The sequence below is a fragment of the Amycolatopsis sp. cg5 genome (assembly GCF_041346955.1).
GTDB lineage: Bacteria > Actinomycetota > Actinomycetes > Mycobacteriales > Pseudonocardiaceae > Amycolatopsis.
This window is the reverse complement of record NZ_CP166849.1, coordinates 4,052,169-4,066,763: the sequence shown is the minus strand read 5'-3', so window position 1 is coordinate 4,066,763 and position 14,595 is coordinate 4,052,169. Positions and strand designations below refer to the sequence as shown.

The window sequence follows — 14,595 nt, the reverse complement described above, 5'->3', positions numbered from 1 at the left end:
ACCGCTGTTCGGTCCATCGCGAGTTTCTGCAGTTCCTTGTTAGCTCAGCTTCACAGCGATTGCGCCCTGCGCTCGGCCATCGTCACCCCGCCCGCACTCCACAGCTCGGGCTTGAACTCGGTGATGTGCACCCGGATGGCCTGATCGTCGACGCCGAGGCTGTCACGCACGGCATCGTGCACGGCGGCGAGGCAGGCCCGCAGCATCTCGGGGTCGCGGCCCTCGGCGAGCTTGATCTCCACGAACGGCACTTTTCCTCCTGGGAAAGGTCGGGAACTCCAGCGCCCAGCCTAATGATCAACAACCCAGGTTCACCCCGTCGTGAGTGGTATGGCCGGTTAGAACCGGCCGTACCACTCACGACCCCAGATCATGGCGGACGCCTTCATTGCGTCCGAAATGTCCGGGTTTGGGGAAATCGTTGACGAACCGGTGACATGTCTGCAACATTTAAACTTCTCCCCGCAAGAAATCGACTAGCTCACGCAAGTTCAGGGCTCCCCGTCTCTGTCATCGCTGAAGAACAGAGGACTCGATGCACCGGAAGCAGCTGCTCAGCGGCCTACTCGCGGCGGGTTTGATCGCCGCCGGGGTCTCCGCCGCCACCGCCGCCCCCACTCCCGCGCCACCGGCCGCTCCGGCCGGGCTCGTCGCGGGCAAGACCCTGTCGGCCAGCAGCGCGCTGCCCGGCTATCCCGTCGGCAATGCCGGGGACGGGGACCAGAACACCTACTGGGAAAGCACGAACAACGCGTTCCCCCAATGGCTGCAGGCCGATCTCGGGGCCGCGACGGCCGTGGACCGGGTCGTACTGAAACTGCCCGCGTCGTGGGGCGCGCGCAGGCAGACGCTCGGGGTGCAGGCCAGCACCAACGGGACCGCGTTCACCGAGGTCAGCGCGCTGGCAGGACAGGATTTCACGCCGGCCGCCGGCAACACCGTGTCGCTCACGTTCAGCACCACGACCACCCGGTACCTGCGGGTGAACATCACCGGCAACACCGGCTGGCCTGCCGCGCAGATCTCGGAGTTCGAGGTGTACGGGCCGGTCACCGGTGACACGCAGCCGCCGAGCCCGCCGGGGAACCTGGCGTTCACCGAACCGGGCGGCGGGCAGATCCGGCTCACCTGGTCGGCGGCGAACGACAACGTCGGCGTGACCGGCTACTCGGTCTATCGCAACAACGCGCTCGTGACGACCGTGGCGGGCGATGTGCTCGGCTACACCGACACACAGCCGTCGACGGCGTCGGCCGAGTACTTCGTCCGCGCGCGGGACGCCGCGGGGAACGTCTCCGGCGACAGCAACCACGTGACCAGGGCAGGTCAGGGTGGCGGCACCGATCTCGCGCGGGGCAAGCCGATCGAGGCGTCATCGGCGGCGTTCAACTTCGTCGCCGCCAACGCCAACGACGGGAATCTGGCCACCTATTGGGAGTCTTCGGGCTATCCGTCGACGCTGACCGTCAAGCTCGGCTCGAACGCCGACGTCAGCTCGGTCGTCGTCAAGCTCAACCCCGATTCCGCGTGGGGCGCCAGGACGCAGGGCATCGAGGTGCTCGGGCGTGAGCAGTCGGCCGCCGGGTTCACCTCACTGGTCGCGGGCGCGAACTACGCGTTCAACCCGGCCACCAGCCAGAACTCGGTGACCATCCCGGTCTCCGGCCGCATCGCCGACCTGCGACTGCGGTTCACCGCGAACAGCGGCGCACCGGGCGGGCAGGTCGCCGAGCTGCAGGTCGTCGGCACGCCGGCGCCCAATCCCGATCTGACCGTCACGGCGTTGACCTGGACGCCCGCCGCGCCGTCGGAGACCGACCCGATCACGCTCTCGGCCACGGTCCGCAACACCGGCACCGCGCCGGCGGGCGCGACCTCGGTCAACTTCGTGCTCGGCGGTTCGGTCGCCGGTTCCGCGCCGGTCGCCGCGCTCGCCGCGGGCGCTTCGGCGACGGTCACGGCGTCTGTGGGCCGCAAGGCCATGGGCAGTTACAGCGCTTCGGCGGTGGTAGACCCGGCCAAGACGATCTTCGAGCAGAACGAGGACAACAACACCTTCACCGCGTCCTCGCAGCTGGTCGTCGCCCAGGCACCCGGCCCTGACCTGCAGGTTCTCGCCGTGACGGCCAATCCGCCCAACCCGGCGGCCGGCGCCGCCGTGCGGTTCACCGTCTCGGTGCACAACCGCGGCACCACGGGAACCGGCGCGAACACGGTCACCCGCGTGGTCGCGGGCGGCACCACGCTCGACACCACCACCGCGCCGATCAACGCGGGCGCGACGGCGAGCGTGACCACCACCGGCACCTGGACCGCCACCAGCGGCGGCGCCACGATCACCGCCACCGCGGACGCGACCGGCGTCGTCGCGGAGACCAACGAGACCAACAACTCGCTGTCACAGTCCATTGTGGTCGGTCGCGGCGCGGCCGTACCGTGGACCGAATACGAGGCGGAAGCCGGGCGCTACCAAGGAACCCTGCTCACCACGGACCCGCTGCGGACCTTCGGGCACACGAACTTCGCGACCGAGTCGTCCGGCAGGCAGTCGGTGCGGCTGACCGGCACCGGCCAGTTCGTCGAGGTCACCTCGGCGGGCGCGGCCAACTCGATCGTCGTGCGCAACTCGATCCCCGACGCGCCTGGTGGCGGCGGTATCGACGCGACGCTGAGCCTGTACGTCAACGACACATTCGTCCAGAAGCTGAACCTGTCGTCCAAACACAGCTGGCTCTACGGCAACACCGACGGCCCCGAGGCGTTGACCAACACCCCGCAGGCCGACGCGCGGCGGCTGTTCGACGAGGCGCACGCGCTGCTCCCGTCGAGCTACCCGGCGGGCACCAAGTTCCGGCTCCAGCGCGACGCGAGCGACACGGCGTCGTTCTACATCGTCGACCTGGTCGACCTCGAGCAGGTCGCGCCGCCCGCCGAGAAGCCGGCCGAGTGCACGTCGATCACCCAGTACGGCGCCGTTCCCGACGACGGCGGCGACGACACCGCGGCGATCCAGCGCGCGGTGACCGACGACCAGAACGGCGTCATCTCCTGTGTCTGGATCCCGGCAGGCCAATGGCGGCAGGAGCAGAAGATCCTCACCGACGACCCCGAGAACCGCGGTCAGTTCAACCAGGTGGGCATCAGCAACGTCAGCATCCGCGGCGCGGGCATGTGGTACTCGCAGTTCTACACGCTGACCGAGCCGCAGAACGCGCACGGCATCAACCATCCGCACGAGGGCAACTTCGGCTTCGACATCGACAACAACGTCCAGATCTCCGACATCGCGATCTTCGGCTCCGGCCGCATCCGCGGCGGCAACGACGGTTCCGAAGGCGGCGTCGGCCTCAACGGGCGGTTCGGCAAGAACACCAAGATCTCCAACGTCTGGATCGAGCACGCCAACGTCGGCGTCTGGGTCGGCAGGGACTACGACAACATCCCCGCGCTGTGGGGCCCGGCCGACGGCCTGCAGTTCACCGGCATGCGCATCCGCGACACCTACGCGGACGGCATCAACCTGAGCAACGGCAGCCGCAACTCGCGCGTGTTCAACTCCTCGTTCCGCACCACCGGCGACGACGCGCTCGCGGTGTGGGCCAACAAGTACGTGAAGGACCCGTCGACCGACATCGGCCACGACAACGCCTTCACCAACAACACGATCCAGCTTCCCTGGCGTGCCAACGGGATCGCGATCTACGGCGGCTACGGGAACAAGATCGAGAACAACCTCGTCTACGACACGATGAACTACCCGGGCATCATGCTGGCGACCGACCACGACCCGCTGCCCTTCTCCGGGCAGACGCTGATCGCCAACAACGGGCTCTACCGCACGGGTGGCGCGTTCTGGAACGAGGACCAGGAGTTCGGCGCGATCACGTTGTTCGCGGCGAACCTGGACATCCCCGGTGTCGTCATCCGCGACACCGACATCGCCGACTCGACCTACGACGGCATCCAGTTCAAGACCGGCGGCGGGAACCTCCCGAACGTCACGGTCTCGAACGTCCGCATCGACAAGTCGAACAACGGCGCCGGTGTCCTCGCGATGGGCGGCGCGCGCGGCAGCGCGACGCTGACCAACGTGACCATCACCAACTCCGCGAAGGGAGACATCGTCAAGGAGCCCGGCTCGACGTTCGTCTTGACCACGGGATAAGGGCTCGTGAGCGTTGCGGGCGGTTAGAACCGCCCGCAACGCTCACGACCCCTGGCGACCCAATGCGTACCGGACGGCGTCGGCGCGGGAGTGGAAACCGGCCTTGGCGAAGAGGTTGTTGATGTGCGTCTTGACGGTCGCCTCGCTGATCACCAGGCGTTCGGCGATCTCCGGATTGCGCAGGCCTTCGCCGATGAGACCGAGGATTTCGCGCTCCCGCGCGGTCAGCGTGAACGTTTCCTCGACACGGGCCGGACGCGACGCGAGTGACAGCAGACGACGCTGGACCTCCGGCGCCAGCACCGCCTGGCCCGAGGCGGCGCCGCGCACGGCCTGCTCGATCTTGGCGCGGTCGGCTTCCTTGGTCAGGTAGCCGCTCGCGCCGGCGTGCAGCGCGGCGAGGATCGAATCGTCGTCGTCGAATGTGGTGAGCACGACGATCTGGGTGTCCGGGTTGGCCGCGCGGATGCGGCCGGTGGCCTCGGCGCCGCCCATGACCGGCATGTGCAGGTCCATCAGCACCACGTCGGGCCGATGCGCGGCGACCGCGGCGACGGCCTCCTCGCCGTTGGTGGCCGTGGCGACGACGTGGATGCCGTCGGCGAGGTCGAGCATCACCGCGAGCGCCTCGCGGACCGACGCCTGGTCGTCGACGACGAGCAGGGAGATCACCGGGGTACCTCCAGTTCGACCGTCCAGCCGTCCACAGCGGACGGTCCGGCGCGGAGTGTGCCACCGAGCAGCGCGACACGCTCGCGCATGCCGGGCAACCCCAGTCCGCCGCCGGCGAGCCCGGGGTCGGCAGGCGCGGTCGCCGGGCCGTTTTCGATGGTGAGCGCGACGGTTTCGGCGGTGAACCCCAGCCTCATGGCACGGTCGGCGCCGGGCGCGTGCTTGGCAGCGTTGGTGAGCGCCTCCTGCGCGGCGCGGATGAGCGCGTGCGCGACCTCGCTCGGCACCGGCCCCGGGGTGCCGTCGATCCTGAACGTCACGGCCTCGCCGGACGCCATCAGCTCCAGCGTCCGTTCCAGCGGCAGCGTGTCCTCGCGCAGTGCGTGGATCGCGTGACGGGTCTCGGTGATGCTGTCGACGGCGAGTGCCCTGGCGCGCCGGACGGCCTGGGTCGCTTCGTCGCCGCGTCCCTTGCCGTACAGGGCATCCGCCATGTCCAGCTGCATCGCGATGCCGGACAGCGAGTGCCCGAGCACGTCGTGGATCTCGCGGGCGATGCGCCCGCGTTCCAGCAGCGCGGCCTCGCGAGCCTCGGACACGGTGGCGCGCTCGGCGCTGGCCAGCGCGTCGCGCCGTTCGCGACGGGCGATGCCCATGTAGACCGGCGCGGCGACGGCGAAGCCGAGCCACCACGGCCACTGCTGATCGAGCGGGTTGAGTTCTTCGACCAGCAGCACGGCGCCGACCGCGATGAGCGCGCCGGTGACGGAGACGCCGATCGCCACGCGCGTGCGGAGCCGGGCGCCAGCGGTGCCGCTGGCGACGAACGCGAACGCGGGCGCCACGGTCGACTGCGCGACCGCGAGCAGCACCGCCGAGAGCACCACGAACGCCAGCGCGACGGGGAAGGCCGCCCTCGGCGGCCAGGTGAAGAGTGTGCCGATAGTGATCACCGAGACGATCACCAGCAGCGTGATCGCGAGCGGCGGGATGATCAGCGGGCGCGTGGCGCACTGGGCCGCCGCCAGCACGACCAGCGTGCCCATGATGAACGGGCGCAGCCATTCGTCGGTGAACCGGGGCCTGCGCGTCCCCGGTTCCCTCGCGTCCGTCGTCATCATCGCTCAGCGTAGCTAGCGGCGGCCGTTGACGCGTCGCTGGAGATCGTCGAGGAACTGCGACCGCTCGTGCGGCGCGCCGTCCTTGCCCGTCTTCCACACGATCTGCTGACCCGAGCGCAGCGCCTTCGCCAGCACGACGACCCCTTCGGCGAGCAGCCCGAGGCCGAGTGACACGAACATCGCGCTGTTCGAATCCGTGCTCTTGTCGAGCGTGGCGAGCAACGCGCCGGCCCCGACCTTGACGCCGATGTTGAGCACCCACAGCAGCACGGTCACCCAGGTGTAGCGCATGAAGACGATGTCGTCCTGGTGATACAGCCGGATGCTCAGCCCGCGCAGCGCGCCGAGGCCGATCCCGATCACGGTGGTCACGACCAGGAAGATCAGCGCGATCGACGATCCGGTGACCGACTCGATGTTCCACAGCCCGATGACGACCAAGATCGCTGGCAGCACCAGCATCCGCTTGGCCTCCGCCGGCTGCCCCAGCATCCTCCTGACCAGCACGTATCCGATGACCGCGATGATGAGCACGAGCTGCGTGACGCCGTTCATGGTGTGTTCCCCTCCAGGGTTTTCCGATGTACCCCGAAGTTAGGTCCGGACCACCCCCGCGGTCTTGAGGCGCACGCCGTATCCGCGGGTGGAGGTTTTCTCCACCCGGCGGCATGGTCTAGACAACTTGGGCGGGTGCCTCTACCGTCGTGAAATGCGCCTTTTCGGTCGTGTCATCGCCGCCGCTTTCGCTTGCCTGCTGGCGTTTTCGCTGCCCAGCCCCGCCACGGCGAGCCCGGACTGCGAGTGCTCGACGCCGTCGATCGACCGGTTGCAGCAGTGGATCGCGAGCGGTGAGGGCGCCACGGTCCCGGCCACCGGGAGCCTGCTCGTGCGTGAGCGTGACCGCTACGCCGCCAAGGTGACCTTCGTCGGCGCCGAGTGGCACGTCGTCGTGGTCTGGCTGGGCAACCAGTTCGAGGCGCAGGCCGATCTGTCCAAGTCCTCGGGCTTCTGGATGACCTACAGCGCGACCGACGACGTCTACCTCCAGCTGCGGCCCGCCTCGCACTGGAGTGGCGGCGACAAGTGGCTGACCCTCGTCCCGTCCACCGGCGGCAAGCGCGTGACCAAGTTCTTCAGCTTCGCGCCCGCCAAGTGGACGTTCCTGCCCGAGCTGGGCAAGCCCGCCTACTCGTTCGCTTCGGCGCTGACGGAGGCACGGGGCTTCGTGTTCGTCGGCAAGACCCCGAACAAGCTCGACTTCCGGGGGCTGCGCATCGACGGCTACCGGCCACCGTGCCTCTGACGATCAGCGGAATCCGCGCAGCCGCAGGCTGTTGCTGACCACGAACACCGAGCTGAACGCCATCGCCGCGCCCGCGATCATCGGGTTGAGCAGCCCCGCGGCTGCCAGCGGCAGCGCCGCGATGTTGTAGGCGAACGCCCAGAACAGGTTGCCCTTGATCGTGCGCAGCGTCTGGCGGGACAGCCGGATCGCGTCCGCGGCCGCGCGCAGGTCACCGCGGACCAGCGTGAGGTCGCCGGCCTCGATCGCGACGTCGGTCCCCGTGCCCATCGCCAGGCCGAGATCGGCCTTGGCCAGCGCGGCCGCGTCGTTGACGCCGTCGCCGACCATGGCGACGCCCTTGCCTTCGCGCTGCAGCCGGGTGACCACGTCGACCTTGTCCTGGGGCAGCACCTCGGCGATGACCTGGTCGATGCCGACCTCGGCGGCGACCGCGCGGGCCGCGGCCTCGTTGTCCCCGGTCAGCAGCACTGGCGTGAGCCCGAGCGCGCGCAGCTGCCTGACGGCGTCGGCGGACGTCGGCTTGACGGTGTCCGCGACCACGAGCACCGCGCGGGCCCGGCCGTCCCAGCCGACGACGACCGCGGTCCGGCCGAGTTGCTCCTCGGCCGCCTTCGCCTCGGTGAGCTCCTCCGGCAGCCGGTGACTCCACTGCTCCAGCAGCGCGGAGCGGCCGACGAGCACGGCCTTTCCGTCCACGATCCCTTGCACGCCAAGGCCTTCGAGGTTGGTGAACTCCTCCGCCTTCGGCAGGCCGTCACCGGCGGCGCGGGCGATCGCGCGGGCGATCGGGTGCTCCGAAGCGCTCTCCAGCGCACCCGCGAGCCGGAGCGCCTCGCCGGCGTCGACGCCCTCGGCGACGTGGACCTCGACGAGCGACATCTGCCCGGTGGTGACGGTGCCGGTCTTGTCCAGCACGACCGTGTCGACGCCGCGGGTGGACTCCAGCACCTCCGGCCCCTTGATCAGGATGCCGAGCTGCGCGCCGCGGCCGGTGCCCACGAGCAGCGCGGTCGGCGTGGCGAGCCCGAGCGCGCACGGGCAGGCGATGATCAGCACCGCGACGGCGGCGGTGAAGGCGGCCGAGACCGAACCACCGGCGCCGAGCCAGAACATGAGCGTGCCGGCGGCGAGCGCGATCACGATCGGCACGAAGACCGCGGAGATGCGGTCGGCGAGCCGTTGGACCTGCGCTTTCCCGGTTTGGGCGTCCTCGACCAGCTTGGCCATCATGGCGAGCTGGGTGTCGGCGCCGACCCGGCTCGCGCGGACGATCAGCCTGCCGCCCGCGTTGACGGTCGCGCCCGCGACCGCGTCGCCGGGCCCGACCTCGACCGGGACGCTCTCGCCGGTCAGCATGCTCGCGTCGACCGCGGAACTGCCTTCGGCGACGACGCCGTCGGTGGCGATCTTCTCACCCGGCCGCACGACGAAGAGGTCGCCGACCACGAGCTGCTCGGTCGGGACGCGCTGCTCGCGTCCGTCGCGCAGCACGGCGACGTCCTTCGCGCCGAGTTCGAGCAGCGCGCGCAACGCGGCGCCCGCCCTACGCTTCGACCTGGCCTCGAAATACCGTCCGGCGAGGATGAACGTGGTGACGCCGGCGGCCACCTCGAGGTAGATGTTGCCGTCGCCGGACATCCGCCGCACGGTCAGCTCGAACGGATGCGTCATCCCCGCCACCCCGGCGGTACCGAACAGCAGGGCGTAGAGCGACCACGCGAACGCGGCCAGCGTGCCCATCGAGATCAGCGTGTCCATGGTGGCCGCGCCGTGCCGCAGGTTCGTCCACGTGGCCCGGTGGAACGGCCAGGCCGCCCACACCAGCACGGGCGCGGCGAGGGTCAGCGAGATCCACTGCCAGTAGGTGAACTGGAACGCGGGCACCATGGCCAGCACGATCACGGGCACCGACAGCACGGCCGAGCCGATCAGGCGCTGCCTTAGCGGCGCGGTCTCGTCGACCTCTTGCCTAGGCTCTTCTTCTTTGACAGGAAGCGTCGCCGAGTAGCCGGCCGCCTCGACCTGTTCGATCAGCTGCTGCGGCTCGATTCCGTTGCCGTAGAAGACTTTCGCCTTCTCGGTGGCGTAGTTGACGGTGGCTGTGACGCCATCGAGCTTGTTCAGTTTCTTCTCGATGCGCATTGCGCACGAGGCGCAGGTCATCCCGGTGATCGCGAGTTCGATCTCGGCGGTCGCCGCCGCCTGGTCCAGGTTCGCGGTCATGAGTGCGCTCCGTTCGCGGCGACGGTGAAGCCGGCGGTCCGCACCTTGCCCTCGTGCTGGAAGTCCAGGAACAGCCGGTAGGTGGCTGCGGACGGCACCTCGGCGTAGAAGGTGACCGACGGCCCGGCCGTGGTCTGCGCCTCGGGATGCACGTGGAGGTACGCGAGGTCGCCGCCGCGCAGCGCGACGAGGTGCCCGAAGGCGCCCAGGTAAGGCTGGAGATCGGTGACCGGCCGCCCGTTCTTGGCGACGGTCAGCGTCACCTTCGAAGACTTGCCAGGCACGAGATCACCGTCGAGCCGCACCTGGTAACCCTCCACATCGGACACTCGCTGCGGCGCATGGGTCACGGGCTGGAAATCACCGGGCGCGGCGAGGTCGACGCCGAGCGTCGTGGCCTTGCCGCCGGTCGGCGCGAAGTCGGCGAACGCCCGGTAACCGCCTGCCTGTGACACGGTCAGCGGCACGCTCCAGGTGCCGTCGGCGGCGAGCGCCGGGTGCACGTGCTGGAAGCCCGAGCCGTCGCGGCGCACCACGATCAAGTGCATCGACTTCTCGTGCTTGACGTCGTACGCGGTGACCGCGTGTCCGTCAGGGCCCATCACACGGAAGGAAAAAGTGCTGGTCACACCGGGCGTCAGCGTCGCGCTGGCCGGTGTGAAGGTGTAGCCGCCCATCGACGACGCCAGCCCGCCCGGCAGGTCGTCACCGGGCGCTTCGGCGGTGTGGGCGTCCCCGTGCCCGGCCTCTTCGGTGTGCGCACCGGCTTCGCCTTCGAAGGGACCGACGGCGGTTCCCACCGCCCACGCACCCCCGGCGATCAGTGCGAGCGCCACCCCGTAGGCGGAAAGCTTCGCTGCTGTCTGCATCGCATGTCCTCTCGACCACTCGAAGATATACCCATAGGGGGTACCTGTGTCAACGAGGTCCATACCCCCGTACCGTATTTAAGCCTGGTCTGCGGACGGCCGAACTCGCGCCGACCCGATCGGGTTGCGCACGGTTTTGTCGGTGCTCGCGGGTAGCGTCTGTCCCGTGGAAGCTCGAGAGCGCATACAGGAACTCGCCGACCGGATCGTCGTGCTGCGCGACGCGTACTACCGGGGTTCGCCGTCCGTGGCGGACGCCGAGTACGACGCGATCGAAGACGAGTTACGCGGGCTGATCGCGGCCAATCCGGAGCTGGCCCCCGATCCGAACCCGCTGGATCAGGTCGGCGCGCCCACCGTGCTGCACGCGCCGGTGCGGCACTCGCGGCCGATGCTCTCGCTGGAGAAGGCGACCCAGCCGGAGCAGGTCGCGGCCTTCTTCGACCGGTTCCCCGGGCAGCCGGTGGTCGTCATGCCGAAGCTCGACGGCCTGTCGCTGGCGCTGGTCTACGAGAACGGGCGGCTCGCGCGAGCGGTCACCCGCGGCGACGGCACCACGGGCGACGACGTGACGCCGCTGGTCAAGGCCCTGACCGACGGGGTGCCGAACAAGGTCGACGCACCCGGCCGGGTCGAGGTGCGCGGCGAGGCCGTGATGCTGCGGTCCACCTTCGCCGCGTACAACACCGCGCATCCGGACAAGCCGCTGATCAACCCGCGCAACGCGGCCGCGGGCACGCTGCGCGCCAAGGACGCGGCGACGGTGGCCGAGCGGCGGCTGCGGTTCTTCGCGTTCGATCTGCACACGGATCCGGACAGCGCGGAGACCGATCTGGACGGTGCACTGAGGACACTCGGGTTCGACGCGGCCGACATGCGCCACTGCGCGGACGCCGCGGCCGCGCAGGAAGTCATCTCCACGATCGAGCGGCAGCGCAACGAGCTCGACTACGACCTCGACGGCGCGGTGCTGCGACTGGCCGACCGTGACGCGTACGCCGCGGCGGGCACCCGGTCGAGCTCGCCGCGTGGCGCGCTGGCGTTCAAGTTCGCCGCCGAGGAGAAGACGACCATCCTCGCCGACGTGGTCTGGGATGTCGGCAAGACCGGCAAGATCGCACCGGTCGCCTGGCTGGAGCCGGTGTTCGTCGGCGGCACCACCGTCACCCGCGCGACGCTGGCCAACCAGGAGGTCATCCGCGCCCGCGGCATCAAGATCGGCGACACCGTGCTGGTGCGCCGCGCTGGCGACGTGATCCCGTTCGTCGCGGGCGTGCTCGACGCGTCGAAGCGCACCGGCGAGGAGAAGGAGATCGTCCCGCCCAGCGTCTGCCCGTCCTGCGAGCAGCCGCTGACCGAGCAGGGCAACAGCCGGGAACTGTTCTGCACCAACGTCTCCTGCCCCGCGCAGACCGTGCGCCGGCTGATCCACTGGGCCTCACGCGCGGCGGCCGACATCGACGCCATCGGCGGCGTCTGGATCGAGCGCCTGGCCGAGGCGGGCATCCTCGAACACCCCTCCGACTTCTACACCCTCACCAAGGAAAGACTGCTCGAGTTCGACCGCATCGGCGAGATCTCCGCGGCGCGCATGGTCGACTCGATCGACGTCAGCCGCCAGGTCGGGCTCCGCCGCGCCCTGATCGGGCTCGCCATCCCGATGGCCTCCGAAGGCACCGCCGCCCGTCTCTGCCGAGCCGGATTCGGTTCGCTGGAAGACGTCGTGGACGCGGGCGTCGACGGCCTCGTGGCCGTCGAGGACATCGGCCCCAAGGTCGCCGCCTCCCTGATCGAGCACCTCACCCGCCTGCGCCCCGAGCTGGAGCGCCTGCGCGAGCGCGGCGTCTCACTCGACGTACGCGACGAGGACCTGCCGCCTGTCGTCGTGTCCGGCGCGCCGCTGGCGGAGAAGACGGTCGTGATCACCGGCTCGATCAGCGACCCCCGCTCCGGCGAAAAGGTGGCCCGCCCCACCTTCCAGCGCCTGTGTGAGAAGGCGGGCGCGACCATCGCCTCCTCGGTCTCGGCGAACACCGACATGCTGATCACCGGCGCCGACGTCGGCGCCAGCAAGATCGCGAAAGCCGAGAAACTCGAAGTCGACGTCGTCGACCAAGGCGTCATCTGGCAGCAGCTCATCGACGCAGGCGTCGTCTAGCCGCATCACGCCCCTGCTCGGCGTCATCCAAACGCGACGTATTCGAAGCCCGCGCGGGGTCAGGTCGTGGCGCCCGTGAGCCGATGATCGGAGCAGCAGCTCGCCGTACGACGACCGGAGGCGGTCATGGTCCCCACCCCTGAGCAGACGATGGTCCACTCGTACCTGTTCCTGCGCCGCGTCATCGGCGGCGTCGGGATGGCGTTGCCGGTCGTGCTCATCGTCGGGCAGTTCCTGCTCACCGGGGAGCTGCTGACCTCGATCAGCGGGTACTACTACGGCGACCTGCGTGACGTCTTCGTCGGCGGGATGTGCGCGGCCGGGGTGTTCCTGCTCTGCTACTACGGCAAGACCCGGACCGAGAACTTCGCCGGGTACGTCGCGGGAGCGGGAGCGATCGGCCTCGCGCTGTGCCCGACCAGGCCGGTGAACCCGACCGAAGTCCAGCAGGCGCTCGGGATCGCGCACGTGGTGTGCGCGGCGGTGTTCTTCCTGACGCTGGCGTACTTCTGCATCGGGCTGTTCCCGGAGCCGGTCGAGCCGGGCACGCGCCAGGAGGCACGCAACCGGGTCTACCGGGCGTGCGGCTGGACGATTCTGGCGTGCCTGGTGCTGATCGTCCTTTCCGGACGGATCTTCGAGGAGGAGATCCGGGCGCTGCGGCCGATACTGTGGCTGGAATCCGCCGCGACGTTCGCCTTCGGTGTCGCGTGGATGATCAAGGGGCACACGCTGCTGCGCGACAAGCCGGCCGTGGCCGCCGAGGCGCTCACGGGTTGATCGCGAGTACCAGGAAACCCGCCAGCAGCACCAGGTGCACGCCACCCTGCAGGCGGGTCGCCCGGCCCGGGACCACCGTCAGCGCGCTCACCAGCACGGTCAGCACGAGCAGCACGATCTGCGTCGCGCCGAGGCCGAGGAGCAGCGGCCCGGTCAGCCAGATCGAGGCGAGCGCGATCGCCGGGATCGTCAATCCGATGCTGGCGATCGCGGAGCCGTAGGCGAGGTTGAGGCTGGTCTGCATCCGGTCGCGCTGCGCGGCCCGGACGGCGGCCAACGTCTCGGGGAGCAGCACCAGCAGTGCGATCACCACGCCGACGAACGACTGCGGGAAGCCGGCGGCGCTGACGCCTGCCTCGATCGCGGGTGACTCGACCTTGGCCAGCCCGACCACCGCGACCAGCGCGACGACCAGCAGGCCGAGGCTGGTCAGCGCCGCCTTGTTCGTCGGCGGCTCCGCGTGCTCCTCGGCCTTGACGGAGCCGTCGGTCTCGACCGGCAGGAAGAAGTCGCGGTGCCGCACGGTCTGGGTCAGCACAAAGAGGCCGTAGAGCAGCAGTGAGGCGAGCGCGGCGAAGGTGAGCTGGGTGCCGCTGAACTCCGGGCCCGGCGTGCTGGAGGTGAAGGTCGGCAGCACCAGGCTGAGGGTGGCCAGCGTGGCGACGGTCGCCAGCGCGGCGCCGCTGCCCTCGGGGTTGAAGTGCGTCTCGCCGTAGCGGCGCGCGCCGACCATCAGCGAGATGCCCGCGATGCCGTTCATGGTGATCATGACCGCGGCGAACACGGTGTCGCGCGCCAGCGACGCGGCCTCGGGGCCGCCGGAGGCCATCATCGTGACGATCAGCGCGACCTCGATGACCGTCACCGCGACCGCCAGCACCAGTGACCCGAACGGCTCGCCGACCCGGTGCGCGACCACCTCGGCGTGGTGCACCGCGGCCAGCACGGTGCCCGCGAGCGCGAGCGCCACCACGGCCACCGGCACCGGCCCGAGGTCACGGCCCCAGCTCACCGCCAGCACGACGACACTGAGCAGGGGAACCACCACGGTCCAGGACAGCAACGGGGATCTGCGGGAGGCGGCCATGGCCCCACCCTCGCACACCGTGCGTCACCTCGCCGCTCCATCAGGCGAACCTCACAATTCCGGCAGTCCACTGTGGACTCGGCCGAACGGTCTGCCGGAACGGACCATTCGGTCAATGCCTTCGCGCCGGATGACCGATCCGCCGGATACGTCCCGACGGCGATGCTGGTACCAGGCCGCCGGAACGGGCGGACTGGGATCAAGGGAGGCAGTC

The 14,595-nt window shown here is 69.7% G+C and carries 11 protein-coding genes; 4 read left to right on the top strand and 7 right to left on the bottom strand.

The window, feature by feature from the left end; all coding sequences use genetic code 11:
• Positions 1 to 50: 50 nt before the first annotated feature.
• Entirely contained in the window at positions 51 to 251 is a 201-nt protein-coding gene (locus AB5J62_RS18355; RefSeq protein WP_091298070.1) for a tautomerase family protein, read from the bottom strand.
• Positions 252 to 535: 284 nt separating this feature from the next.
• Here AB5J62_RS18355 and AB5J62_RS18350 point away from each other — a divergent pair, with 284 nt between their 5' ends.
• Entirely contained in the window at positions 536 to 4,165 is a 3,630-nt protein-coding gene (locus AB5J62_RS18350) for a CARDB domain-containing protein (RefSeq protein WP_370949437.1), read from the top strand.
• Between the two features lie 42 nt (positions 4,166 to 4,207).
• Here AB5J62_RS18350 and AB5J62_RS18345 read toward each other — a convergent pair whose 3' ends face one another.
• From AB5J62_RS18345 to AB5J62_RS18335, 3 genes are read right to left on the bottom strand one after another with little or no spacing between them, the layout of a single operon-like run.
• Complete coding sequence (locus AB5J62_RS18345) at positions 4,208 to 4,837, bottom strand: response regulator (RefSeq protein WP_370949436.1); 630 nt, start codon at positions 4,835 to 4,837, stop codon at positions 4,208 to 4,210.
• Positions 4,834 to 5,955 carry a sensor histidine kinase gene (locus AB5J62_RS18340; RefSeq protein WP_370949435.1) on the bottom strand — a complete coding sequence of 374 codons (1,122 nt, stop codon included), beginning with the start codon at positions 5,953 to 5,955 and terminating at the stop codon, positions 4,834 to 4,836. The genes AB5J62_RS18345 and AB5J62_RS18340 overlap by 4 nt, the downstream gene beginning before the upstream one ends.
• A 15-nt stretch (positions 5,956 to 5,970) precedes the next feature.
• Positions 5,971 to 6,513: a DUF1453 domain-containing protein gene (locus AB5J62_RS18335; RefSeq protein WP_370949434.1), complete on the bottom strand. Its 543-nt coding sequence runs from the start codon at positions 6,511 to 6,513 to the stop codon at positions 5,971 to 5,973.
• A gap of 154 nt (positions 6,514 to 6,667) precedes the next feature.
• On the opposite strand from AB5J62_RS18335, the gene AB5J62_RS18330 reads away from it, so the two are divergent.
• The gene (locus AB5J62_RS18330; RefSeq protein WP_370949433.1) at positions 6,668 to 7,261 is read left to right on the top strand and encodes a hypothetical protein; all 594 of its coding nucleotides are present in this window, start codon (positions 6,668 to 6,670) and stop codon (positions 7,259 to 7,261) included.
• A gap of 3 nt (positions 7,262 to 7,264) precedes the next feature.
• Here AB5J62_RS18330 and AB5J62_RS18325 read toward each other — a convergent pair whose 3' ends face one another.
• A complete protein-coding gene (locus AB5J62_RS18325; RefSeq protein WP_370949432.1) occupies positions 7,265 to 9,487 on the bottom strand; it encodes a heavy metal translocating P-type ATPase in 2,223 nt (740 codons plus the stop codon).
• Positions 9,484 to 10,356 (bottom strand): hypothetical protein, encoded by an 873-nt coding sequence (locus AB5J62_RS18320; protein ID WP_370949431.1) that lies wholly within the window; start codon positions 10,354 to 10,356, stop codon positions 9,484 to 9,486. The genes AB5J62_RS18325 and AB5J62_RS18320 overlap by 4 nt, the downstream gene beginning before the upstream one ends.
• A 166-nt stretch (positions 10,357 to 10,522) precedes the next feature.
• On the opposite strand from AB5J62_RS18320, the gene ligA reads away from it, so the two are divergent.
• Positions 10,523 to 12,514, top strand: coding sequence for an NAD-dependent DNA ligase LigA (ligA, locus tag AB5J62_RS18315; RefSeq protein ID WP_370949430.1), 1,992 nt, complete (start codon positions 10,523 to 10,525; stop codon positions 12,512 to 12,514).
• Positions 12,515 to 12,640: 126 nt separating this feature from the next.
• On the top strand, positions 12,641 to 13,294 hold the full coding sequence (locus AB5J62_RS18310) for a DUF998 domain-containing protein (protein WP_370949429.1): 654 nt from the start codon (positions 12,641 to 12,643) through the stop codon (positions 13,292 to 13,294).
• Here the strand turns inward: AB5J62_RS18310 and AB5J62_RS18305 are convergent.
• Positions 13,284 to 14,381: a calcium:proton antiporter gene (locus AB5J62_RS18305; RefSeq protein WP_370949428.1), complete on the bottom strand. Its 1,098-nt coding sequence runs from the start codon at positions 14,379 to 14,381 to the stop codon at positions 13,284 to 13,286. The genes AB5J62_RS18310 and AB5J62_RS18305 overlap by 11 nt on opposite strands.
• Positions 14,382 to 14,595: the final 214 nt, after the last annotated feature.

Bases quoted from the DNA above. Each gene is read 5' to 3' on its own strand.
- AB5J62_RS18325 (WP_370949432.1), bottom strand. From the start codon at position 9,487: ATGACCGCGAACCTGGACCAGGCGGCGGCGACCGCCGAGATCGAACTC.
- AB5J62_RS18310 (WP_370949429.1), top strand. From the start codon at position 12,641: ATGGTCCCCACCCCTGAGCAGACGATGGTCCACTCGTACCTGTTCCTG.
- AB5J62_RS18305 (WP_370949428.1), bottom strand. From the start codon at position 14,381: ATGGCCGCCTCCCGCAGATCCCCGTTGCTGTCCTGGACCGTGGTGGTT.
- AB5J62_RS18320 (WP_370949431.1), bottom strand. From the start codon at position 10,356: ATGCAGACAGCAGCGAAGCTTTCCGCCTACGGGGTGGCGCTCGCACTG.
- AB5J62_RS18340 (WP_370949435.1), bottom strand. From the start codon at position 5,955: ATGACGACGGACGCGAGGGAACCGGGGACGCGCAGGCCCCGGTTCACC.
- AB5J62_RS18330 (WP_370949433.1), top strand. From the start codon at position 6,668: ATGCGCCTTTTCGGTCGTGTCATCGCCGCCGCTTTCGCTTGCCTGCTG.
- AB5J62_RS18350 (WP_370949437.1), top strand. From the start codon at position 536: ATGCACCGGAAGCAGCTGCTCAGCGGCCTACTCGCGGCGGGTTTGATC.
- AB5J62_RS18335 (WP_370949434.1), bottom strand. From the start codon at position 6,513: ATGAACGGCGTCACGCAGCTCGTGCTCATCATCGCGGTCATCGGATAC.